Source organism: Companilactobacillus mindensis DSM 14500 (assembly GCF_001434275.1).
Taxonomy (GTDB): domain Bacteria; phylum Bacillota; class Bacilli; order Lactobacillales; family Lactobacillaceae; genus Companilactobacillus; species Companilactobacillus mindensis.
Genome location: NZ_AZEZ01000073.1, coordinates 15,440 through 40,150 on the forward strand (window position 1 = coordinate 15,440; position 24,711 = coordinate 40,150).

Below are 24,711 nucleotides of genomic sequence, written 5' to 3' on the forward strand. Positions count from 1 at the left end.
ACTTACTAAAGAAGATATAAAAAAAGCTAGAGTCATGAATGACCAATTGAAGGTCAGACGCGATAAACTTCAAGAACTTTATGATGAAGGCGTTGATCCATTTGGTTCAAGATTCGAAAGAACTGCTTTGGCTCAAGATATTCATGAAAAGTACGGCGACGAAGATAAGGAAGTTCTTGAAGAACAAGACTTACCAGTTGTTATTGCCGGACGTATGATGACAAAACGTGGAAAAGGTAAAGTTGGTTTTGCTGACATCCGCGACCGTTCTGGTAAGATTCAGATCTATGTCAGAAAAGACGTTGTTGGTGAAGAAAACTATCACATTTTCAAACGTTCTGATATCGGTGATCACTTGGGTATCCACGGTGAAATTATGAAGACAGATATGGGTGAATTGACTGTCAAAGCTACTCACGTCACAATGCTTTCTAAATCACTTCGTCCATTGCCTGACAAGTATCATGGTTTGACTAACGTTGAACAAATTTATCGTCAAAGATATTTGGATCTTATTGCTAACCAAGATAGTTTTGAACGTTTCAAGAAACGTACTAAGATCATTTCAGCTGTACGTGAATACTTAGACGGTGAAGGTTTCATGTCAGTTGAAACTCCTGTCTTAAATACTCAAGCCGGTGGTGCTAGTGCTCGTCCATTTATCACTCACCACAACGCTATGGATATGACAATGTATCTTCGTATCGCTTTGGAACTACCTTTGAAGAGATTGATCGTGGGTGGTTTTGAACGTGTTTACGAAATTGGTCGTGCTTTCCGTAACGAAGGTATGGATACACAACACAACCCTGAATATACATCACTAGAAACATATGCTGCATACTGGGACATGACTGACGTCATGAAAGAAGTCGAAGGTATGTTCAGACACGCTGCCGAAAAAGCTAACGGTACGCAAAAGGTTACTTATCAAGGTGAAGAAGTCGACTTGTCTAAGCCTTTCAAACGTATCAAGATGGTTGATGCTATTAAAGAACAAACTGGTATCGACTTCAGTCAAGATATGGACCTTGAAACAGCTCGTAAATATGCTGACGAAAAAGGCGTTCACTACGAAGACTTCTGGGGTGTTGGTCACATCATCGCTGAATTCTTCGAAGAGTTCGTTGAAGATACTTTGAAGCAACCTACATTCGTTTACGAATATCCTTTGGAAGTTTCACCATTGGCTAAGAAGTCAAAGGACAATCCTAAATTTACTGATCGTTTTGAAGTTTATATCTTAGGTCACGAATTTGGAAATGCCTTTACCGAATTGAATGATCCAATCGATCAAAAGGAACGTTTCGAAGCACAAGCTAAGGAACGTGAAGAAGGTAACGACGAGGCTGAACCTATCGACGAAGATTACGTTGAAGCCATGGAATATGGTATGCCACCAACAGGTGGACTAGGAATTGGTATCGATCGTTTGGTCATGCTATTGACAGATGCTCCATCAATTCGTGATGTTATCTTGTTCCCAACTATGAGACCAGAAGACAACACAAATAACGAAGAATAATTAATATATTAAGAATCAGGACATTTTAGTTCTGGTTCTTTTTTTATTGGAAGAAGGCAAGTATAAAAGAATCAAACTGCAGAAAGAACTAAGCTCTGAAATCGGCAATGAATTTAATTCAAAAAAATCTAAAATTTTTGTTGACTTAGATTATAGTCAAACGGTATACTAATATAGTTGTTTCGAACAGGAAACATATGGAGGATTAGCTCAGCTGGGAGAGCATCTGCCTTACAAGCAGGAGGTCACAGGTTCGATCCCTGTATCCTCCATTAAGCAATTTGCTTAATGGAATTTCAATAAGTATTTTGCGGGTGTGGCGGAATTGGCAGACGCGCTAGATTTAGGTTCTAGTGTCCAGTGGACATGAAGGTTCAAGTCCTTTCACCCGTATGAATTTGTTCTTGCAAAAGAATGAATTAAGAGTATTATGTTAATTGTTGTTGACATAATGCCGACTTAGCTCAGTTGGCAGAGCACCTGTCTTGTAAACAGGGGGTCGGAGGTTCGAATCCTCTAGTCGGCATGTTTTAAATTTTAATGCGGAAGTAGTTCAGTGGTAGAACATCACCTTGCCATGGTGGGGGTCGCGGGTTCGAATCCCGTCTTCCGCTTTAGAGATTTGAAAAATTAAAAAGGGTAATTAATTCTAATATAGGATTGATTACCTTTTTTCGTTCTCTAAAAAAAATTAAACTAAGTCAAATTGGAAATTCTATTTGGCTATATTAATTCGCTGAATGTGTTAGGATTCTAGTGAAAGACAGTTATAATTGGGATATTAATTATCTGATTTGGTTTTATAAGGTTAATTAATTGCTTTTTTTTGAAACACAATTATACTTTCTAAACAGACACTTAAAAAGTAGAGGTAACATTAATGGACAAAGTATTTACCGAAAGCGCCAAAAATGCACTTGTGTTAGCACAAGAACAAGCTAAAACATTTCACCATAATGCTGTTGGGACTGAACATATCTTACTCGGCCTAACGATGGAAAATGATGGTATCGCCGGTATTACTTTGAGAGATCTAGCTGTGAGTGATCGAGATGTTGAAGAGGAGATTGAACATCTGACAGGTTATGGAGATGTCTCATCTAATACCGCTAAAGGAATTTACCTACCTTATTCTCCTAAGGGACAATTAATTTTAAGCGATGCAGAAGAAGTTTCTAATGCTTATAAAGCTAACCGCATCGGAACTGAACATATTTTATTGGCCATCCTCGATGACGCTGATAATTTGGCTAACCGCATCCTAGTTAATTTAGGATTGAGCTTGGCTAAAACTAAATCATTACTATTGAATAAAATGGGCATGTCCAACAAGGCTGCACGTCGCAGTGGTTTTGGCTCAAGCCTAGCAAACAAACAAAAGAAGCAACAAACTCAAGCCGGTGGCACACCAACCCTTGATTCTTTGGCTCGTGATCTAACAAAGATGGCTTCTGACAACCAAATCGACCCTGTTATTGGTCGTAAGGAAGAAGTCGAAAGAACTATCCAGATCCTCAGTCGTAGAACGAAGAACAATCCTGTTTTAGTAGGGGAACCCGGCGTTGGTAAAACGGCAATTGCCGAAGGTTTGGCAATTGCTATTGTCAAAAAAGAAGTTCCACTTGATATGCAAAACAAGCGAATCATGATGCTTGATATGGGCTCATTGGTTGCCGGTACTAAGTATCGTGGTGAGTTTGAAGACCGTTTGAAGAAGATTATTGAAGAAATTTATCAAGATAAACACGTTATCTTGTTCATTGATGAGTTGCACACTTTGATCGGTGCCGGTGGTGCTGAAGGAGCAATCGATGCTTCTAACATTTTGAAGCCTGCTTTGGCTCGTGGTGAATTGCAATTGATCGGTGCTACAACTTCAAATGAGTACCAAAAGTACATTGAAAAAGATACAGCCTTAGAACGTCGTTTCGCTAAGGTTCACGTTGAAGAGCCTACAGCAAAAGATTCAGTTAAAATCTTGGAAGGTTTACGTCCTAGATATGAACAACACCACGGTTTGACTATTTCTGATGAAGCCGTTGAAGCTGCAGTACGTCTTTCAACACGTTACTTGACGAACCGTTTCTTGCCTGATAAGGCGATCGATTTGATGGATGAGGCTTCGGCTAAAGTTAGAATCCACAATGTTTCTAAGAACAACAAGTTAGAAGAACTAACGGATCAATCAATGAAATTGTTGAGCGACAAAAACGATGCTATTTTAAACCAAGATTTTGAAAAGGCTGCTAAGATCCGTGAACAAGAACAAGACGTTCAAGCAGAATTGGCTAAACTCAAGAATAAGAAGACTGGTGCTAATAAGAAACCAGTTGTTACAGCCGACGATATTGCCGAAGTTATCGCTCAATGGACTGGTGTTCCAGTCAAACAGATCACTAAGAAGGAAAGCGAACGTCTACTTAACCTCGAAAAGGAACTTCATAAGCGTGTGATTGGCCAAAACGATGCCATCAATGCTGTTTCTCGTGCCATTCGTCGTGCCAGAAGCGGTATGAAGGATCCTGACCGTCCAATTGGTTCCTTCATGTTCCTTGGACCTACTGGTGTTGGTAAGACGGAACTAGCTAAGTCGATTGCTGAAGTGATGTTTGGTTCTGAAGACAACTTGATCCGTGTAGATATGTCTGAATACATGGAACAATACAGTACTTCTAAATTGATCGGTTCAGCTCCAGGTTACGTTGGTTTTGACGAAGGTGGACAATTGACAGAAAAGGTCAGAAATGAACCTTATTCAGTTGTTTTACTTGATGAAGTTGAAAAAGCTCATCCAGATGTCTTCAATATTCTTTTACAAGTTCTAGATGATGGTATTTTAACTGATGCCAAGGGTCGTAAAGTTGATTTCCGTAACACGATTATCATCATGACTTCTAACTTGGGCGCAAGATCACTTGAGGAAGATAAGTCAGTTGGTTTCGGTGCTAAAGATGTTCACGACGACTACAAGGAAATGCAAGAACGAATCAATGCTGAATTGAAGAAGTTCTTCCGTCCCGAGTTCTTGAACCGTATCGATGAAACAATCATCTTCAAGTCTCTAAACAAAGAACAACTCAAGGCGATTGCTAAGATCATGAGCAGCAACTTGAGAAAACGTTTGGCTGAAAGAGAAATTAAGCTAGATATTTCTCCAAGTGCTTACAATGATTTAGTTAAGGATGGTTACAATCCAGAGTATGGTGCTCGTCCAATGAGAAGGACCATCCAAAGAGAAATCGAAGACCCAGTGAGTGAACAACTCTTAATGGGCAAAGTTAAAGCTGGCGATGCCATCAAAGTTGGTTCGAAGAAGGGTAAGTTGACTGTGACAGTCGATCACCCAGAAGACAAAAAGGCTTTAGCTCATCAAAAGTAATATGCTCAAGTATTGACATGGATAATTCATGAGAGTATTATGTTTTTTGAGATTCAAAGTTCAAATCGCAGATCACGATCTATTGTCCGTGGTTATGCTAAATAAAAAACACAAAAATAGATAATTGATTCTATTTTTGGTTTTTTTTTGCCTAAAAACAGATTAAAAAAACGTTTTCATGCAATTGTAACCAAATTGTAATATTTGTTTGGTCTGGGTTTGAACAAATTATATGTTGAGGTGAAAAATTTGACTTATCATAACGTTAATTATGGTGCACACCGTGTTCGTCGTAGTTATGCAAAGATCAAGGAAGTACTTCCACTGCCAAATTTAATTGACATCCAAACAAACTCTTATAACTGGTTCTTAGATGAAGGACTAAAAGATATGTTTGACGATATTATGCCAATTGATGACTTTGCTGGAAACCTTTCTTTGGAATATGTCGATTACAAATTACTAGAACCAAAATATACTGTTGAAGAAGCAAGAGCACATGATGCTAACTACTCAGCACCATTACATGTAACTCTTAAGTTGACTAATCATGAAACTGGTGAAATCAAGACTCAAGATGTCTTCTTTGGTGATTTCCCTATCATGACTGATGAAGGTACTTTCATCATCAACGGTGCCGAACGTGTTATTGTTTCCCAATTAGTACGTTCACCTGGTATTTATTACAATCAAGATACTGATAAAAACGGCCGTGTAAACTTCGGTACAACTGTTATTCCTAACCGTGGTGCATGGTTGGAATTTGAAACAGATGCCAAGGGTCTAGGCTACGTAAGAATCGATAGAACTAGAAAACTTCCTATTTCAGAATTGATCCGTGTACTTGGTTTCGGTGAAGATTCAGAAATCTTGGACATTTTCGGTGATAACGATACTTTGAACCTTACACTTGAAAAAGATGTCTTCAAAAATGCTGACAGTGGCGACACACGTGTTGAAGAAGCATTGAAGGATGTTTACGACAGACTTCGTCCTGGTGAACCTAAGACAGCCGACAGTTCTCGTTCATTGCTTTATGCTAGATTCTTTGACCCACGTCGTTACGATTTAGCTCCTGTTGGTCGTTACAAGATCAATAAGAAGTTGAACCTTAAAACAAGACTTATGAATAAGACTTTGGCTGAAACACTTGCTGATCCAGATACTGGTGAGGTTATTTTGGCTAAAGATACTTTAATTGATCGCGATGCTATGAGTAAGTTGTCTCCATATCTTGAAAGAGATGACTTCAAGACTGTTTCATTACAACCCGCTGAAGAAGCTGTTTTGACAGATCCTGTTAATGTTCAAATCATTAAAGTATATTCAGAAGCTGACAATGAAAAAGTAGTTAATATCATTGGTAATGGCCACATTCCTGCTGAAAACCGTACAATTACACCTGCTGATATCTTAGCTGGTATCAATTACTTCCTTAACTTGAAGGAAGACATCGGTACAACAGATGATATTGATCACTTGGGTAACCGTCGTATTCGTTCAGTCGGTGAATTGCTACAAAACCAATTCCGTATTGGTCTATCACGTATGGAACGTGTTGTACGTGAAAGAATGTCAATTCAAGACTCAGCTACAGTTACACCACAACAATTGATCAACATTAGACCAGTTGTTGCTTCAATCAAGGAATTCTTCGGTTCATCACAACTATCACAATTCATGGATCAGACAAACCCACTTGGAGAACTAGAACACAAGCGTCGTCTATCTGCCCTTGGACCTGGTGGTTTGACTCGTGACCGTGCCGGATATGAAGTTCGTGATGTTCACTATACTCACTATGGTCGTATGTGTCCTATCGAAACTCCTGAAGGTCCTAATATCGGACTTATCAATAACTTGGCTTCATACGCTATCATCAACAAGTATGGTTTCATCGAAACACCATATCGTCGTGTTTCATGGGATACACACAAAGTTACCGACAAAATCGATTACTTGACTGCTGATGAAGAAGATAACTACGTTGTTGCTCAGGCCAATACTCCATTGACTGATGATGGTTCTTTCGTTGACAACACGATCTTGGCTCGTCACAAGGATGACAACATCGAAACAACTCCAGAAAAAGTCGATTACATGGATGTTTCTCCACGACAAGTAGTTTCTGTTGCTACTGCATGTATTCCTTTCTTGGAAAACGATGATTCTAACCGTGCCTTGATGGGTGCCAACATGCAACGTCAAGCTGTTCCTTTGATCAATCCACACGCACCACTTGTTGGTACAAGTATGGAATACATTGCTGCCCACGATTCTGGTGCTGCTTTGTTAGCTGATCACGATGGTACAGTTGAATATGTTGATGCTAAGAAAGTTACTATCAAACGTGACGAAGATGGCACAACTGACGATTATAAAGTTACTAAATTCCGTCGTTCAAATAACGGTAAATCATACAACCAAAGACCTATCGTCCGTAAGGGTGAAAAGGTTAAGAAGGGTGACATCATCTGTGATGGTCCTGCTATGGAAAACGGTGAATTAGCTTTGGGTCAAAACCCACTTATCGCCTTCATGACATGGAACATGTACAACTATGAAGATGCTATCGTTCTTTCAGAAAAATTAGTGCGTGAAGATGCTTATACTTCAATTCATATTGAAGAGTACGAATCAGAAGCACGTGATACAAAACTTGGACCTGAAGAAATCACACGTGAAATTCCTAACGTTGGTGAAGATTCATTGAAGGATCTTGACGAATTCGGAATTATCCGTATTGGTGCCGAAGTTCGTGATGGCGATATCTTAGTTGGTAAAGTTACACCTAAGGGTGTTACAGAATTATCAGCCGAAGAAAGACTATTGCACGCTATCTTTGGTGAAAAGGCCCGTGAAGTTCGTGATACTTCACTTCGTGTACCACATGGTGGTGGCGGTATTATCCAAGATGTTAAGGTATTTACTCGTGAAGCCGGCGACGAACTTGATCCTGGTGTCAACATGCTTGTTCGTGTTTACATCGCTCAAAAACGTAAGATCCAAGTTGGTGACAAGATGTCTGGACGTCATGGTAACAAGGGTACTGTTTCAATCGTTGTACCTGAAGAAGATATGCCATACATGCCAGATGGTACTCCAGTAGATATTCTACTTAACCCAATGGGTGTTCCATCACGTATGAATATCGGACAAGTTCTTGATCTTCACTTAGGTATGGCTGCTAGAAAACTTGGCATCCATGTTGCAACACCTGTTTTCGATGGTGTTAGTGATGACGAACTTTGGGATATTGTTAAAGAAGCTGATATGGATTCAGATGGTAAGTCGATTCTTTATGATGGACGTACTGGTGAACCATTCAAGAACCGTGTTTCTGTTGGTGTCATGTACTACTTGAAACTAGCTCACATGGTTGATGATAAGCTACACGCTCGTTCAATCGGACCTTACTCACTTGTTACTCAACAACCACTTGGTGGTAAAGCACAATTTGGTGGTCAGAGATTTGGTGAAATGGAAGTTTGGGCTCTTGAAGCTTATGGTGCCGCATATACACTCCAAGAAATCTTGACATACAAGTCAGATGATATTGTTGGTCGTGTTAAGACTTATGAGGCTATCGTTAAGGGTGAAAGTATTCCTAAGCCTGGTGTTCCTGAATCATTCCGTGTTCTTGTCAAAGAATTACAAGCTCTTGGACTAGACATGAAGGTTCTCGATTCACACAAGAAAGAAATTGAACTTAGAGATATGGATGATGACGAAGATGCTGTAAGTGTCGATGCTCTATCTAAATTCGCTAAGGAACAAGAACAAAAACGCGCTGAAGAAGAAGCTAAAAAGTTGGAAGCATCAAAAGATTCAACTGAAACTAGTACAAAATCAGAAAACTAGTCAAAACTTTAGGGAGGTTACCTTTTGATAGACGTTAATAAATTCGAAAGTATGCAAATTGGTTTAGCATCTCCGGACAAGATTCGTAGTTGGTCTTATGGAGAAGTTAAGAAACCAGAAACTATCAACTACCGTACTTTGAAACCAGAAAAAGATGGTCTATTCGATGAAAGAATTTTCGGACCAACTAAAGACTGGGAATGTGCCTGTGGTAAGTACAAACGTATCCGTTATAAGGGTATTGTTTGTGACCGTTGTGGTGTTGAAGTTACTCGTTCAAAGGTTCGTCGTGAACGTATGGCTCATATCGAACTAGCTGCCCCTGTATCACACATCTGGTACTTTAAGGGTATCCCATCACGTATGGGACTTGTTTTGGACATGAGTCCAAGAAACTTGGAAGAAGTAATCTACTTTGCATCATACGTAGTTATCGACCCAGGTGATACAGATCTAGAAAAGAAACAATTATTAACTGAAACTGAATATCGTAAGAAACGTGAAGAATTTGGTAACAAGTTCGTTGCTAAGATGGGTGCCGAAGGTATTCGTGATTTACTTAGCCAAGTTGATATGGATACTGAAGTTAAAGAATTACGTGAAACATTGAAGTCTGCTCAAGGCCAAAAACGTACACGTGCAATCAGACGTTTGGATATCCTCAGTGCTTTCCAAAAGTCAGGTAACAAACCTGATTGGATGGTAATGGAAGCAATTCCTGTTATCCCACCTGACTTGCGTCCAATGGTTCAACTTGAAGGTGGCCGTTTCGCTACTTCTGATTTGAACGATTTGTACCGTCGTGTTATTAACCGTAACAACCGTTTGAAGAGATTGTTGGATCTACATGCTCCTAACATCATCGTTCAAAACGAAAAACGTATGTTGCAAGAAGCTGTTGATGCCTTGATCGATAATGGTCGTCGTGGCCGTCCTGTTACAGGACCTGGTAACCGTCCATTGAAGTCACTTTCTCACATGCTTAAAGGTAAGCAAGGACGTTTCCGTCAAAACTTACTTGGTAAACGTGTTGATTATTCAGGACGTTCAGTTATCGATGTTGGACCTACATTGAAGTTCTATCAATGTGGACTTCCTCGTGAAATGGCTTTGGAATTGTTCAAGCCATTCGTTATGCATGAACTTGTTAAACGTGAAATTGCTTCTAACGTTAAAAATGCTAGAAGAAAGATCGACCGTCAAGATGATGACATTTGGGATGTACTAGAAGACGTTATCAAAGAACGTCCAGTATTACTTAACCGTGCCCCTACACTTCACAGACTTGGTATTCAAGCCTTTGAACCTGTATTGGTTGATGGTAAGTCAATGCGTTTGCACCCACTTGCTTGTGAAGCTTACAATGCCGATTTCGATGGGGATCAGATGGCTATCCACGTTCCTCTATCAGACGAAGCCCAAGCTGAAGCTCGTATGTTGATGCTTGCTGCTCACCATATTCTTGCTCCTAAAGATGGTAAGCCTATCGTTACTCCTTCACAGGATGTTGTTTTAGGTAACTACTATCTAACAATTGAAACAAGACATATGACTGGTGAAGGTAAGATCTTCAAGGATGCTAATGAAGTTCAAACTGCACTTCTAAATGGTGATATTCACTATCACACAAGAATTGGTATTGCTGTTTCATCAATGCCTAACAAGCCATTCAAGGATGAAGAACGTAACAAGATCATGATTACCTCTGTTGGTAAAGTTATCTTTAACGAAATTCTTCCTGAAGACTTCCCATACTTAAACGAACCAACTGATGACAACTTGATGCACGGCGTTCCTGACAAGTACTTCCTTGGTAAAGGGGAAGACATTCACCAACGTCTTGATGAAATGGATCTAATCGACCCATTGAAGAGTGGATACCTTTCAGATATCATCGCTCAAGTATTCAAGATCTACCGTGTTCAAAGAACATCATCACTACTTGATGACATGAAGACATTGGGTTACACAATTTGTACATTGTCTGGTTTAACAGTCGGTGTTACAGATGTTCCTAACTTGACTCAAAAACCTGAAATCATCGAAAAAGCCCACAAACAAGTTGCTTCAATTTCTAAGCAATTCCGTCGTGGACTAATTACGGATGCTGAACGACACGATCGTGTTATTAGTGTTTGGAACGATACAAAGGATGAAATTCAACAATTGTTGATCGACTCATTTGATCCTACCAACCCTATCTCAATGATGTCTGATTCCGGTGCCCGTGGTAACATCTCAAACTTTACGCAACTAGCTGGTATGCGTGGACTAATGGCTGCCCCTAATGGTGGTATGATGGAAATCCCTGTTATTTCTAACTTCCGTGAAGGACTTTCTGTTTTGGAAATGTTCATGTCAACCCACGGTGCTCGTAAAGGTATGACCGATACAGCCTTGAAGACAGCTAACTCAGGTTACTTAACTCGTCGTCTAGTTGATGTTGCTCAAGATGTTATCGTACGTGAAGAAGATTGTGGTACTGACCGTGGACTTGTTGTAAGTTCAATCATGGAAGGTACAGATATGATCGAACCATTGTATGATCGACTTGTTGGTCGTTATACACAAAAGACTGTCAAAGACCCACAAACAGGTGACGTAATCGTTCCTCGTGGTGTCATGATGGATGAAACACTTGCTCAAAAGGTTGTTGACGCTGGTGTTACACACGTTACAATTCGTTCAGCATTCACATGTGATACAAAACATGGTGTATGTAAGAAGTGTTACGGTCGTAACCTTGCTACTGGTGAAGAAGTTGAAATTGGTGAAGCAGTTGGTACTGTTGCTGCTCAATCAATCGGTGAACCAGGTACACAATTGACAATGAGAAACTTCCATACCGGTGGTGTTGCTGGTGGCGACGATATTACTCAAGGACTTCCTCGTGTTCAAGAAATTGTTGAAGCTAGAAATCCTAAAGGTCTTGCCGTTATTTCCGAAGTTGAAGGTACTGTTGTTTCAATCGAAGAAAACCCAGCAGAACACACTAAGGTTATTACTGTCGAAGGTGACATTGATAAGCGTGATTATCAAGTTCCTTATACATCAAGTGTTGCCGTTGCCGAAGGCGATCACGTTAAACGTGGTGGCAAGTTGACACAAGGTTCAATTGATCCTAAGGAATTGATCAAAGTTACAAACGTTCTACATACAGAAAACTACTTGCTTGCTGAAGTTCAAAAGGTTTACCGTATGCAGGGTGTTGATATCTCTGATAAGCACTTTGAGGTTATGATCAGACAAATGCTACGTAAGATCCGTATTCTTGATCCTGGTGACACTGATGTCTTGCCTGGTCAATTAATGGATATTTCACAATTTACTGACCATAACCGTGAAACATTGTTCAACGGCGGTGTTCCTGCTACTGGATGTCCTGTCCTTCTTGGTATTACTAAGGCTTCTCTTGAAACAAACAGTTTCTTGTCAGCCGCTTCCTTCCAAGAAACAACTCGTGTTCTTACTGATGCTTCAATTCGTGGTAAGAATGATCCACTTCTTGGTCTCAAGGAAAATGTTATTATTGGTAAACTTATTCCTGCCGGTACTGGTATGGCTAAGTACAACCACATGGAACCTAAGAAAGTCGGCCCTATGGCAGATAACTCCTTGAATGGTGCCTACACTATTTCTGACATCGAAGCTCAAATGAAAGCTGAAGATGCAGCTAAACAAGAAAAATAGTTAATAACTAAAAGACGACCCTCGGGTCGTCTTTTTTTGTATAATAAGATTGAAAAATAATTTGGAGGTAGGATTTTGCAAACACAAGACTTAGCATATCAAGATACCAAATTTACCTTAGATACGTATTTTTTGGACCCAATTGCTGACTTTGAGACCCAAGTAGAGCGTCCACTAGCTATTATTTGTCCCGGAGGGGCTTTTAGATTTCAATCTGACCGTGAGGCGCAACCGATTGCCATGCAATTCAACGCTGCTGGAATGCACGCTTTAGTTTTGCATTATCAATTATTTGATGGCGATACGCCGGTTTATCCCTTGGCACTGCAAGAGATGGCGACAACTTTAAATTGGTTGAAATCACAAAAAGAAAACCATCATATTGATTTGAACAAAGTTGTATTGATTGGTTTTTCAGCCGGCAGTCAGATCGTGGCCAACTTTAATTCGATCATGTTGGACCCTGAACAACGTGAAAAGATCTTTACAGACGAATTGACAGTTGAACCAGCCGCTAATATTTTGAGTTATCCTGTGATCGATATGACTTTGGGATGGCCTAAAGACGAGGATTGGGCTATGAAGATCAGTCCAGACATCTATTACTGGCAAGCTCAAGAACACTTGACGGATCACGGTAAACCAACTTTCATTTGGCAAACGGTGACCGACCAAGCAGTTCCAGTTATGAATTCGATTATTTATGCACAAAAGATGGATTTGTTGGGAATTCCTTATGAAATGCATCTGTTTGGCTCAGGCAGTCACGGCTTATCAATGGCAACTTACGTTACCCAAAACCCTGGCAATGAGGCCAATCTCAACTCGAACGATGCTAAATGGTGGGAGCTATGTCTTAACTGGCTAAAATTACAAAAAATCTTACCTAAGTTTTAAATAAAAGATCAGATAGATCACTCCAGTGGCGCAAGCTAAATAGGGGATGAATCTAAATGATCTTTTTTTGTTGACCAAATAACTCAAAATACAAAATGAACAGGCAACAATGATGATCTGTAAGACAGTTTCGAATTTAAAAATCAGTCCCAATAAGGAAATGACCTCGACATCGCCTAAACCAAACTCGAATTTTTTGCTCAATAAAAAGAGCGTCAAATACAATATCACGGCCGGTAGCCAATGCAGTGGCTTGACCAAGAATAAGGTAGGTAAACTCAACAAATAAAAAATTGGGTAGATATAACCATAGAAGTGGTCAGTGAACCCTAAAAGAACCAGCATGATGAATATCGGTAAGTATTTCCAGTCATGTTGATAAGCTATTAGTGTAAAGAAAAATCCACCAATGAACTCCCAAAAAGGATTGGAAAAATCGATTTGCATTTTGCAGCGGATGCACTTACCATGAACTATGAAATAACCTAATATAGGTATGATTTCGAACCATCTAAGGATTCTATTACAGTGATCACAGTGAGATCGACGAGTTATGCTCAACTGTGGGTAGTCGTAGGCGATTACCTTTAGAAAGGAGATAATGCAAGCTCCTAGTATGAAGAAAATAAAGTATAAAAATAATGTCATTTTAAGCACCTCGTTTGAAATTACGAGAACTTGTGGATAACTTTTTAGAATGTTACATTGACAGGACTTTTTTTAGATGGTATTCTAATAGACGTGCTTTTATTGGCAGCAATATTAGTTTGTTTATTAAATATAAAGCTCGAAGCGTACGCCACTCATGTGGTTTATTATTTTACAAAATTATGAACCACCTGGATGTGTGTACTTAAATTTTTAGGAGGAACTTTGAATGCCTACAATTAATCAATTAGTTCGCAAAGGCCGTAAATCTACAGCCTCAAAGTCTGATGCACCTGCATTGAACTTTGGTTACAACAGTATGAAGAAAGTTGCCACAAAGAACCCAGCTCCACAAAAACGTGGTGTTGCAACTCGTGTCGGAACAATGACACCTAAGAAACCTAACTCTGCCCTACGTAAGTACGCCCGTGTTAGATTATCAAACCTTATTGAAGTTACAGCTTATATCCCTGGTATTGGCCACAACTTGCAAGAGCACAGTGTTGTCCTAGTCCGTGGTGGACGTGTAAAGGATTTACCTGGTGTTCGTTATCACGTTGTTCGTGGTGCCTTAGATACAGCCGGTGTTGATGGACGTATGCAAAGTCGTTCAAAATATGGTGCTAAGAAGCCTAAGAAATAACATCAATTCAATTTTATTAAAGAAATAATGTAATAACGGAGGAATTTTATATGCGTAAAGGTAGAGCTCCAAAACGTGATGTTTTGCCAGATCCAATGTACAACTCAAAGCTAGTAACTCGCTTGATCAACCACTTAATGTATGATGGTAAAAGAGGTACTGCTTCAACAATCTTATATCGTGCATTCGATATTATTAAGGATACAACAGGTAACGAACCATTGGACGTGTTTGAAGAAGCAATGAACAATGTTATGCCTGTCCTTGAAGTTAAGGCTCGCCGTATCGGTGGTTCTAACTATCAAATTCCTATCGAAGTTCGTCCTGACCGTCGTACTACTTTAGGACTACGTTGGATTACAAGTTATGCTCGTCTACGTGGCGAACACACAATGGACCAACGTCTAGCAAACGAAATTATGGATGCAGCCAACAACACTGGTGCAGCCGTTAAGAAACGTGAAGATACACACAAGATGGCCGATGCTAACCGTGCATTCGCTCACTATCGCTGGTAGGATCTAGTTACCTTAAAAACTAGTTAATTTGAGAGGAGAAACAATTATTCATGGCTAATAAACGTGAATTTCCACTAGAAGAAACCAGAAATATTGGTATCATGGCCCATATCGATGCCGGTAAAACTACAACTACTGAACGTATTTTGTACTATACTGGTAAAATCCACAAAATTGGTGAAACACATGATGGTGCTTCACAAATGGACTGGATGGCCCAAGAACAAGAACGTGGTATTACTATTACATCAGCTGCTACAACTGCTGAATGGAAAGGTAACCGTATTAATATCATCGATACACCAGGACACGTTGATTTCACAATCGAAGTTGAACGTTCACTACGTGTGCTAGATGGTGCTATTACAGTTCTTGATGCTCAATCTGGTGTTGAACCACAAACTGAAAATGTTTGGCGTCAAGCTTCAACATACGGTGTTCCACGTATCGTCTTTGTTAACAAGATGGATAAAATCGGTGCTAACTTTGACTATTCTGTTGAAACATTGCATGAAAGACTAGATGCTAATGCTCACGCTATCCAAATGCCTATTGGTGCAGAAGATCACTTCGAAGGTGTTATTGACCTTATCGAAATGAAAGCTGACCTTTATGACGAAGATGAACTAGGTACAAAGTGGGATACAGTTGATGTTCCTGCTGACTACTTGGAAGAAGCTAAGAAGAAGCGTGCTGAATTAGTTGAATCAGTTGCTGATGTTGATGATGACATCATGGAAAAATACCTTGATGGTCAAGAAATCACAAATGACGAATTGCGTGCTGCAATCCGTAAAGCAACTATCGACTTGAAGTACTTCCCAGTTCTTGCTGGTTCTGCCTTCAAGAACAAGGGTGTTCAAATGTTGATGGATGCCGTTGTTGACTATCTACCATCACCACTTGACGTACGTCCTTACAAGGCTACTGATCCTAAGGATGATTCAGAAGTTGAACTTATGGCTGACGATAGCAAACCATTTGCTGGTCTAGCATTTAAGATTGCTACTGATCCATTCGTTGGACGTCTAACATACATCCGTGTATACAGAGGTTCACTAGAATCAGGTTCTTATGTCTTGAACTCAACAAAAGACAAGCGTGAACGTGTTGGTCGTTTGCTACAAATGCACTCTAACCACCGTAAGGAAATCCCAGAAGTATTCTCTGGTGATATCGCTGCTGTTATCGGTTTGAAGAACACTACAACTGGTGATTCTCTAACTGATGTATCTGATCCATTGATTCTTGAATCATTGGATATTCCAGATCCAGTTATCCAAGTTTCTATCGAACCTAACTCAAAGGAAGATAGAGATAAGATGGATATCGCTATCCAAAAACTATCTGAAGAAGATCCTACTTTCCAAGCTGAAACAAATCCTGAAACTGGTGAAACTCTTATCGCCGGAATGGGTGAATTGCACTTGGATATCATGGTTGACCGTATGAAACGTGAATTCAACGTTGCATGTAAGGTTGGTGAACCTCAAGTTGCTTACCGTGAAACATTTACACAACAAACAAGTGCTCAAGGTAAGTTCGTTCGTCAATCTGGTGGTAAAGGTCAATATGGTGATGTTTGGGTTGAATTTACACCTAATGAAGAAGGTAAAGGCTTCGAATTCGAAGACGCTATCGTCGGTGGTGTTGTTCCTCGTGAATACATCCCATCAGTTGAACAAGGTTTGAAGGAAGCTATGGAAAACGGTGTTCTTGCCGGTTATCCATTGATCGATGTTAAGGCTAAGTTGTATGATGGTTCATACCACGAAGTCGATTCATCTGAAGCAGCCTTCAAGATTGCCGCTTCAATGGCTCTACGTAATGCAGCTAAGACTGCTGGTGCTGTAATTCTTGAACCTATTATGAAGGTTGAAATTGTTACACCAGAATCATACTTAGGTGATGTTATGGGACAAGTTACTGCTCGTCGTGGACGTGTTGAAGGTATGGAAGCACGTGGTAACGCACAACTTATCAATGCTTTCGTTCCACTTGCAGAAATGTTTGGTTACGCTACAACACTTCGTTCAGCAACACAAGGCCGTGGTACATTTACAATGACAATGGATCACTACGAAAAGGTTCCTAAGTCAATTCAAGCTGACATCATTAAGAAGAATGGTGGCAACGCTGAAGACTAGGTCTTTAAATGTTGATAATCAAAAGAGAAGATCATTTGGTCTTCTCTTTTTTTGTGCCCTAAAATAAATTCTTGATACAGATCAAGTCCTCGAATGAACAAATTGGGTAAGATAGTCCTTGTAAGTTGATTGAACAAAAGTATTCAAAGGATGGAGGAATTGATTATGGCAAAAGCAACTTTACAATTAGGCGCATTAACTTGCCCATCATGTATGACAAAGATTCAAAAGGCAGTCGAAAACCAAGCTGGCGTTTCAAATGTCAAAGTTCTCTTCAATGCAAGCAAGGTTAGAGCTGATTTTGACCCAAGCCAAACTTCCGCTGATGAGTTGGCAAGAGTTATTACTGATTTGGGATACGAAGTATTGAAGGTAAAAGTTAAGGAACTTGCTTAATAATAAATAACTTCTGAGTTCACCACTCGATTGAAATGTATTGCGAGACGACGTCGAAATTAACAGTCGTAATTAACTTCTCTGACTAAAAATAAATAAAAAACTTAGACATGAATAATCCTTAGGTCGTGAAGTAAAAGACTCCATAATTGTTAGATGTGAATTTAACAGTTGTGGAGTCTTTTGATTTTATAATTTTCATATTGAAATAGTTATTAGTTGTATAATAATCGCATAAAAAGGGGGAGATTTTATGCGGTTTAATCAACTAAAAGCAAATTCTAATTCAATCGTTAGAAAAAAACTTTATAAGAAAGGCAAAGTTTGGTTAGTTGCTTCGATGTTGAGTTTTGCAGGTGTATTGATGTTAAGTTCAGTACCTGTAAAAGCAACAGTGACCAACGATTCTACTCAACAGACTGACACCACCACCGTTAATGATGATCAATCTTCCAATCAGAATGAGACTACTTCGATAACTAAAACTTTGGCAGTTTCATCTAATTTGGGCGACATAAATATCTCCGTTAGTGGGCAAAAAGGTACCACAGTTGAGGTGTCAGCTCCAACAAAAACTGGCTACACTATTACAAGCGACCCAACTATTACGGTCCAAATAAGTGCTGATGGTTCGCTCAGTACCAATGATTCGATTGTTTACGTCGCAAACACCGATTCAAATACTGAAAAGGAAACTGATTCAGTTGACAGTACGCAATCTCAATCAGAAGATTCAACTAATACTCAAGCAGAGGATTCATATATTTATACTGGCGATAATGTTAAACAAAACGATGATGGATCTTATTCAGCATCGGTAACTTATCAAGGTCAGACATATGACGTTGATGGCAAAATTGGCGACACGATTAGAAAAACTGACAGCTCAGGTAATGCGGTAACAATTAATATCAAAGCAACTAAGCAACAAAAATTTACTGATCCGGCAAATAGTAATTTGATCAATATGAGTAATACCACTGCGGTATACGACCAATATGGTCGCCAAACATCACAGATTCTGAGTGGTAATAAATTCGTAGATGCTCAAATGACCGATTATGAAGGTAATATTTTTTATAATATCTCTGACAATGCTGACCAATGGATCAAACAGGGAACGGGTGTAGAATTTACAGGTGAAGGTACCTTGAGTTCTGAAGTAGTAACAATACCCATATTTATTATCAATGATCCCAAGTTGTATAATGGAAAATACGAATCGGTTACTGAAGAGTATAATGCGGATACCGGAGAAGTAACGGGATCGGTTGTAGTTCATTCAGATTACTATGACAAAGATCTTACATATTCCTATACCGGAAAACCCGGTGAGACTGTTAAAGCCACATTGGATGGAAACGATAGTTCTATGATCACACCGAATGTTTACGTAGATATTCAAGCAAGCAATCCGGAAAGCTCCACAGGCAAAGTAGGTACTGCCTTAAATCCGGGTGACACGGTAACTTTGGCCGGTCCCGCTAGCCATGTCTATGATCTTTATAATGCGGATGGGACCAAAGTTGATCTGGGATTGGCTGGAGATTCAACTTGGGCAACGGATTCTTATATTTATATCGACGGAGTACCTTGTTATCGTGTTTCTGAGGATGAGTGGGTCAAACAAAGCGATGGCGTCACTTATAACGGCACTGTTAAACCCGTCGATAACACGGTTTACACGGCTACACCATATGTAGAGCCTTTAATAGTCGGTGATGTATCGATTGATTCTAATCTTGATAAAAAAGTAGTCAAAGAAATCAGTGGCTATGCAGGTAATGACGTGACGGTCAATGTCCCTGATGTTTCGGGCTATACTAAAGATAAAGACTCCATTACAGCGCACATCAATGACGATGGCACAATAACAACTGATGAGTCAGTTACTTATACGAAGATTAATTCTGGCAATAATGGTGGCAGCGACTCCGGTATCCAACTTGATTTTATAAAAAAGAGTCAAAACGTCTCGACCTTTGTTGGTAAAGGCAATGTAACCTTGTATAAATTATCAGGCACGAAGTTCACGCCAGTAATAAATCGAGCTTTGGCAGAACAAACTGATTGGTATTCAGATCAATATGTCAATTTAGATGGAATGACTTACTTCAGAGTAGCTACCAATGAATGGGTCAAAATTTCTAATGTTTATCGTTATAAAGATTTGAATACGATTGTTAATACCAAAAATCAAACGTCTAGGTTATTGAATGATGAAGGTGTATTAGTTATGAATCGGGCACTGGGACCAAGAACTAGCTGGTTAGTTGATAGGATCGGTTATTTAGGTGACGATGACAATCCAACTGGTTTTTATAGAGTGGCTACAAATGAATTTTTGAACACTTCCGATACGCTTCAATAAGTATAAAATAACTATCTTTTTCATTAAACATGCAGCGTAAACACAAAAGAACGTCTCTGATTCAGTATTTGAATCGGAGACGTTCTTTTATTAATGATTCGGTTTGTTGCACTCTCTAAACGAGTTGCACAAACCAACTTCCTGCGTTTTGCTACATCTCCCAAATCATTCGCGAAAGCGGCGAGCAATTCGTGAGATTAGGCAAATACTCAGAAGTTACCCGGTTTGTTCCACTCTCTAAATGAGTTCCACAAGCTAGATTCCTGTGCATTACTACGACTTAAAAATCATCCACCAAAATTGGGTGGCTAATTTCCAAGTCTAGGCAATTGCTCAGAATCTGACCAAGCTTGTTGCACTCTCTTGCAAGCAAATTAGAAGCCAAATGACTTGTTTCTTCTATTATAGACAGCAATCAGGATAGCAATGGCGACAGCAACGAAAATCAACGTTTCTAAAATCGTCAAAAGACTGTCGGCTAAAGTTACTTTACCTGACATCAGGGTTCCTGAGACACTGAATACTAAGGTGTCAACGAGGATGTGAAAGATAACAGGTACATAAAACATTTCGGTGTAGAGATATAGTCCACACATCAGTAGGCCAAAGCCAAAAGCAAAGACGACTTGATTGAGTGTATTAGCAACGCTTTGACCGGCAGAGATATTCCCTAAGTGCAATAAACTAAAGCAGAGACTGCTGATACCGGCAGCGTAGAAGATTTTGAATCTAGTATTGCGAAAGGCCAGCAACAAGATTGTTAGGAAAGCATATCTAAAGAGTAATTCTTCAGCAATACCGGCTTCTAGACCAGAGAGAATATACTCAGGCTTAAAAGTGAGGTTGGAGAAGTTAAAACTGAAAAATGACGTGAAGAGATTATTGCCGCCACCGAAAGCATTCCAGAGTACGAACCAAATACTTACTATTAATAGTAGAATTAGGACTTTGATATTAGCAGCTTTAGCCAAGCGCATCTTAGGCCAGCTGTATCCCCAATGACGCATCAAAAGAAGCGTCAAAACTAAAAATCCTAATGCACCAAGAAAAGCGGAGTTGATCAAGGTAGCCATGAAAGGGTTGAAGTAGAGAATAGTTCCGTAAGTCACCATACTCAAGCCACCCATTGCCACATATTCAAAAACGAATATTAAGATGACTAGTTGCCAGAACTTGTTTTGAATATTACCAAAGAAAACAATTGCGTAAGGAATATACATTAACAACATAGTCACTAACAACAAAGCAATCGAACTAGGCAGGTTCCAACCGTAAAGTCTAGTCGTGGCATTAATTAGATAATGATACGATTCCGGGATGATAAAGACCTGGAAAAATAATTGAAAGAGGTAATTGATACGATCAAGTATTTTTTGAGGATGTTGTTTGAGATACAAAGCTAACAGATTCAAAATAATTGGACCAAAGAGATATAGGTTCTCGGTCAAGGCACTGTAAGCAAAAATCGCTAGTGCGTTAAAAATTACTTGAGCTTTGAACAAATAAAAATAAACTTTGTCTTTATTATTTGTTTCAAACCTGTTATTATAACTAAATTCGAGATTATTCAATCATTACACACCTCCACTTTTTCTTAGAGTATAATGTAAAAATGCTTTTTAAGAAAGCGTCTTTCATTTAAAAAAATACTTGATTTATCCTTGAAAAAGGGGAGCTCATCGTGTAGTATTATAAGAGTGCTTATTTCATATAGAAGTATGTACCGAAGAGGTATTGAAAAAAATATCGACGGTTTAGAAGTGAGAGGTTGCGACACACCCGGCCGCTTTGCCACGGCAGGGCTGGCGGATATTTTCACGGAGCCGGTCATCTTGAAAGAGACAAAAAGGAGGTAACCCCATGGCAAGTCAAAAAATTCGCATTCGTTTGAAGGCTTATGAACATCGTATTCTAGATCAATCAGCTGACAAAATTGTGGAAACTGCAAAGAGAACTGGAGCACAAATTTCAGGTCCAATTCCTTTACCAACAGAGCGTTCACTATATACAGTGTTAGCTTCACCACACAAGCACAAGGATTCTAGAGAACAATTCGAAATGCGTACACATAAGAGACTTATCGACGTTGTTAACCCAACAAAGAAGACGGTTGATTCACTAATGAAGTTGGATCTACCATCTGGTGTTGACATTGAAATCAAATTATAATAATTAAAAATAAATTATTGGAGGTGCAAACATGGCCAGAAAAGGTATTCTTGGTAAAAAAGTCGGAATGACTCAAATTTTCACTGACAACGGTGAACTTGTTCCCGTAACAGTTGTTGAAGCAACACCAAACGTTGTTATGCAACTTAAAACTGTTGAAAATGATGGTTATGAGGCCGTTCAACTAGGTTTTGAAGACAGACGCGAAGTTCTATCAAACAAACCAGCCAAAGGTCATGCAGAAAAGGCAAATACAACTCCTAAACATTACATTCGCGAATTCCGCGATGTTGAAATGGGAGACTACGAATTAGGTGCCAACGTTACAGTTGATACATTTAATTCTGGTGATATTGTCGACGTTACAGGTATTACAAAGGGACACGGAATGCAAGGTAACATCAAGCGTTTTGGTCAAGCTCGTGGTCCAGAAACTCACGGTTCTAGATATCACCGTGTTGCTGGTTCAATGGGTGCCATCATTAACCGTGTATTCAAGGGTAAGATGCTTCCTGGTGTTATGGGTAACAACCGTGTTACTACACAAAACCTTGAAATCATCAAAGTTGATACCGAACACAATGCAATCATGATCAAGGGTAATGTACCCGGTGCAAACAAATCATTAGTTAAAATCCAAACAGCTATTAAAGCTAATCAAAAATAGGAAGGAGGAACTGAGTTATGACAAAAATCACAGCTTACAAAGATAACGGTGCTGAGAACGGTGCTGTTGAAGTAAAAGACGCAATCTTTGGTATCGAACCAAACAACAACGTCGTTACTGATGCGGTTATTATGCAACGTGCATCAATGAGACAAGGTACTCATGATGTTAAGAACCGTTCCGAAGTACGTGGTGGTGGTAGAAAACCATGGCGTCAAAAAGGTACTGGACGTGCTCGTCAAGGTTCAATTAGATCACCTCAATGGGTAGGTGGTGGTGTCGTATTCGGCCCTACACCAAGATCTTATTCATATCACCTTCCTAAGAAGGTTAGCCGTTTGGCATTGAAGTCTGTACTTTCACAAAAGGCTGCTGACAGTAACTTAATCGTTATTGACTCAATTTCATACGACAAGCCAAGTACAAAGGCTTTTGCACAATTACTAAATACTGTAGGTGCTGATAACAAAGCTCTTGTAGTTGTTGAAGATGGTAACGACAACGTTGCTTTATCTGCAAGAAATATTGCTGGAGTTAAGGTTGTTGCACCAGAAGGTGTTAACGTTCTTGACGTTATTAACGCTAACAAGTTAGTTGTTACACAAGCAGCACTTTCTAAAATTGAGGAGGTGCTTGGATAATGAACGCAAGAGACGTAATTATTCGCCCTGTTGTTACTGAAAGCTCAATGGATGCTATGAGCGACAAGAAATATACTTTCGATGTTGCTTTAGATGCTAACAAGGTTCTTGTTAGACAAGCTGTTGAAGAAGTTTTCGGTGTTAAAGTTAAACAAGTAAACATCATGAATGTTTCTGGTAAGAAGAAGCGCCAAGGTCGTTATGTTGGTTTTACAGCAAAACGTCGTAAGGCTATCGTTACTCTTACAGCAGATTCAGATGAAATTAAGATTTTTGACGAAGAATAAATAAGGAGGTCCAATAATGGCGATTATCAAGTATAAACCAACCACAAACGGTCGTCGTAATATGACAGGTTCTGACTTTTCAGAAATTACTAAGACAACTCCTGAAAAGACACTTCTAGAATCACAAAGCCATACTGCTGGTCGTAACTCATACGGTCATATTACAGTTCGTCACCGTGGTGGTGGACACAAACAAAAATACCGTGTTATTGATTTCAAACGTATCAAAGACGGTGTTAAAGCTACAGTTAAGGCAATCGAATACGATCCTAACCGTACTGCTAATATTGCACTTATTCACTATTCAGATGGTGTTAAATCATACATCTTAGCTCCTAAAGGTCTTGAAGTAGGACAAGTTATCGAATCTGGTAAAGATGCAGATATCAAACCAGGTAACGCACTTGCACTTGCTGATATTCCCGTTGGTACAACAATTCACAACGTTGAATTGAAACCTGGCAAGGGTGGTCAACTAGGCCGTTCAGCTGGTACATCAATCCAATTGCTTGGTAGAGATGGTAAGTACTCAATCTTACGTCTACCTTCAGGTGAAGTTCGTTTAATCCTTTCAACTTGCCGTGCTTCAATCGGTGCTATTGGTAACGAACAACATGAACTTATTAAGATTGGTAAAGCTGGTCGTAAGCGCTGGTTAGGTATGAGACCTACAGTTCGTGGATCAGTAATGAACCCTAACGATCACCCACACGGTGGTGGTGAAGGTAAAGCTCCTATCGGTCATCCATCTCCTATGTCACCATGGGGTAAGAAGACTCTTGGTAAGAAAACTCGTTCAACTCATGCCAAATCTGAAAAGCTTATCGTTCGTCACAGAAAAGGTAAGTAGACTATTCATTAGAATAATATAA

At 39.5% G+C, this 24,711-nt stretch carries 17 protein-coding genes and 4 tRNA genes; 19 read left to right on the plus strand and 2 right to left on the minus strand.

What is annotated here, in order from left to right; translation table 11 throughout:
• Window positions 1-34 precede the first annotated feature (34 nt).
• The 9 genes from lysS to FD29_RS06540 all read left to right on the plus strand — a co-directional run bounded on the left by lysS (window position 35) and on the right by FD29_RS06540 (window position 13,352).
• Complete coding sequence (lysS, locus tag FD29_RS06500; RefSeq protein ID WP_057888211.1) at window positions 35-1,525, plus strand: lysine--tRNA ligase; 1,491 nt, start codon at window positions 35-37, stop codon at window positions 1,523-1,525.
• Window positions 1,526-1,724: 199 nt separating this feature from the next.
• Window positions 1,725-1,797, plus strand: a tRNA-Val gene (locus tag FD29_RS06505).
• Between the two features lie 38 nt (window positions 1,798-1,835).
• A tRNA-Leu gene (locus FD29_RS06510) sits at window positions 1,836-1,918 on the plus strand.
• A gap of 60 nt (window positions 1,919-1,978) precedes the next feature.
• Window positions 1,979-2,051 (plus strand) — tRNA-Thr (locus FD29_RS06515).
• 16 nt (window positions 2,052-2,067) lie between these two features.
• Window positions 2,068-2,139, plus strand: a tRNA-Gly gene (locus FD29_RS06520).
• 266 nt (window positions 2,140-2,405) lie between these two features.
• Window positions 2,406-4,904 carry an ATP-dependent Clp protease ATP-binding subunit gene (locus FD29_RS06525; RefSeq protein ID WP_057888141.1) on the plus strand — a complete coding sequence of 833 codons (2,499 nt, stop codon included), beginning with the start codon at window positions 2,406-2,408 and terminating at the stop codon, window positions 4,902-4,904.
• Window positions 4,905-5,153: 249 nt separating this feature from the next.
• Window positions 5,154-8,765, plus strand: coding sequence for a DNA-directed RNA polymerase subunit beta (gene rpoB, locus FD29_RS06530; protein WP_057888142.1), 3,612 nt, complete (start codon window positions 5,154-5,156; stop codon window positions 8,763-8,765).
• Between the two features lie 24 nt (window positions 8,766-8,789).
• Window positions 8,790-12,455: a DNA-directed RNA polymerase subunit beta' gene (gene rpoC / locus FD29_RS06535; protein ID WP_057888143.1), complete on the plus strand. Its 3,666-nt coding sequence runs from the start codon at window positions 8,790-8,792 to the stop codon at window positions 12,453-12,455.
• A 75-nt stretch (window positions 12,456-12,530) separates the two neighbouring features.
• Entirely contained in the window at window positions 12,531-13,352 is an 822-nt protein-coding gene (locus FD29_RS06540; RefSeq protein ID WP_057888144.1) for an alpha/beta hydrolase, read from the plus strand.
• Here FD29_RS06540 and FD29_RS11830 read toward each other — a convergent pair.
• Window positions 13,338-14,000, minus strand: a complete 663-nt coding sequence (locus FD29_RS11830; RefSeq protein ID WP_083477799.1) for a prepilin peptidase — start codon at window positions 13,998-14,000, stop codon at window positions 13,338-13,340. The two genes, FD29_RS06540 and FD29_RS11830, sit on opposite strands and share 15 nt — an antisense overlap.
• 229 nt (window positions 14,001-14,229) lie before the next feature.
• On the opposite strand from FD29_RS11830, the gene rpsL reads away from it, so the two are divergent.
• From rpsL to FD29_RS06570, 5 genes are all read left to right on the plus strand, one after another.
• On the plus strand, window positions 14,230-14,643 hold the full coding sequence (gene rpsL, locus FD29_RS06550) for a 30S ribosomal protein S12 (RefSeq protein WP_057888146.1): 414 nt from the start codon (window positions 14,230-14,232) through the stop codon (window positions 14,641-14,643).
• Window positions 14,644-14,693: 50 nt separating this feature from the next.
• On the plus strand, window positions 14,694-15,161 hold the full coding sequence (gene rpsG / locus FD29_RS06555) for a 30S ribosomal protein S7 (protein ID WP_057888147.1): 468 nt from the start codon (window positions 14,694-14,696) through the stop codon (window positions 15,159-15,161).
• A 50-nt stretch (window positions 15,162-15,211) separates the two neighbouring features.
• Window positions 15,212-17,308 carry an elongation factor G gene (gene fusA / locus FD29_RS06560; RefSeq protein WP_057888148.1) on the plus strand — a complete coding sequence of 699 codons (2,097 nt, stop codon included), beginning with the start codon at window positions 15,212-15,214 and terminating at the stop codon, window positions 17,306-17,308.
• A gap of 165 nt (window positions 17,309-17,473) precedes the next feature.
• The gene (locus FD29_RS06565) at window positions 17,474-17,704 is read left to right on the plus strand and encodes a heavy-metal-associated domain-containing protein (RefSeq protein WP_057888149.1); all 231 of its coding nucleotides are present in this window, start codon (window positions 17,474-17,476) and stop codon (window positions 17,702-17,704) included.
• Between the two features lie 253 nt (window positions 17,705-17,957).
• Window positions 17,958-20,075 carry a KxYKxGKxW signal peptide domain-containing protein gene (locus FD29_RS06570; RefSeq protein WP_057888150.1) on the plus strand — a complete coding sequence of 706 codons (2,118 nt, stop codon included), beginning with the start codon at window positions 17,958-17,960 and terminating at the stop codon, window positions 20,073-20,075.
• 374 nt (window positions 20,076-20,449) lie between these two features.
• On the opposite strand, the gene FD29_RS06575 is transcribed toward FD29_RS06570, so the two are convergent.
• Window positions 20,450-21,646, minus strand: a complete 1,197-nt coding sequence (locus tag FD29_RS06575; protein WP_057888151.1) for a CPBP family intramembrane glutamic endopeptidase — start codon at window positions 21,644-21,646, stop codon at window positions 20,450-20,452.
• Window positions 21,647-21,935: 289 nt separating this feature from the next.
• Between FD29_RS06575 and rpsJ the strand changes: the two genes are divergently transcribed.
• From rpsJ to rplB, 5 genes are read left to right on the plus strand one after another with little or no spacing between them, the layout of a single operon-like run.
• Window positions 21,936-22,244 carry a 30S ribosomal protein S10 gene (gene rpsJ / locus FD29_RS06580; protein ID WP_010018513.1) on the plus strand — a complete coding sequence of 103 codons (309 nt, stop codon included), beginning with the start codon at window positions 21,936-21,938 and terminating at the stop codon, window positions 22,242-22,244.
• Between the two features lie 31 nt (window positions 22,245-22,275).
• On the plus strand, window positions 22,276-22,911 hold the full coding sequence (rplC, locus tag FD29_RS06585) for a 50S ribosomal protein L3 (RefSeq protein WP_057888152.1): 636 nt from the start codon (window positions 22,276-22,278) through the stop codon (window positions 22,909-22,911).
• Between the two features lie 17 nt (window positions 22,912-22,928).
• Window positions 22,929-23,552 (plus strand): 50S ribosomal protein L4, encoded by a 624-nt coding sequence (gene rplD / locus FD29_RS06590; protein WP_057888153.1) that lies wholly within the window; start codon window positions 22,929-22,931, stop codon window positions 23,550-23,552.
• Window positions 23,552-23,839, plus strand: coding sequence for a 50S ribosomal protein L23 (gene rplW, locus FD29_RS06595; protein WP_057888154.1), 288 nt, complete (start codon window positions 23,552-23,554; stop codon window positions 23,837-23,839). The genes rplD and rplW overlap by 1 nt, the downstream gene beginning before the upstream one ends.
• Before the next feature lie 16 nt (window positions 23,840-23,855).
• Complete coding sequence (rplB, locus tag FD29_RS06600; RefSeq protein ID WP_057888155.1) at window positions 23,856-24,689, plus strand: 50S ribosomal protein L2; 834 nt, start codon at window positions 23,856-23,858, stop codon at window positions 24,687-24,689.
• Window positions 24,690-24,711: the final 22 nt, after the last annotated feature.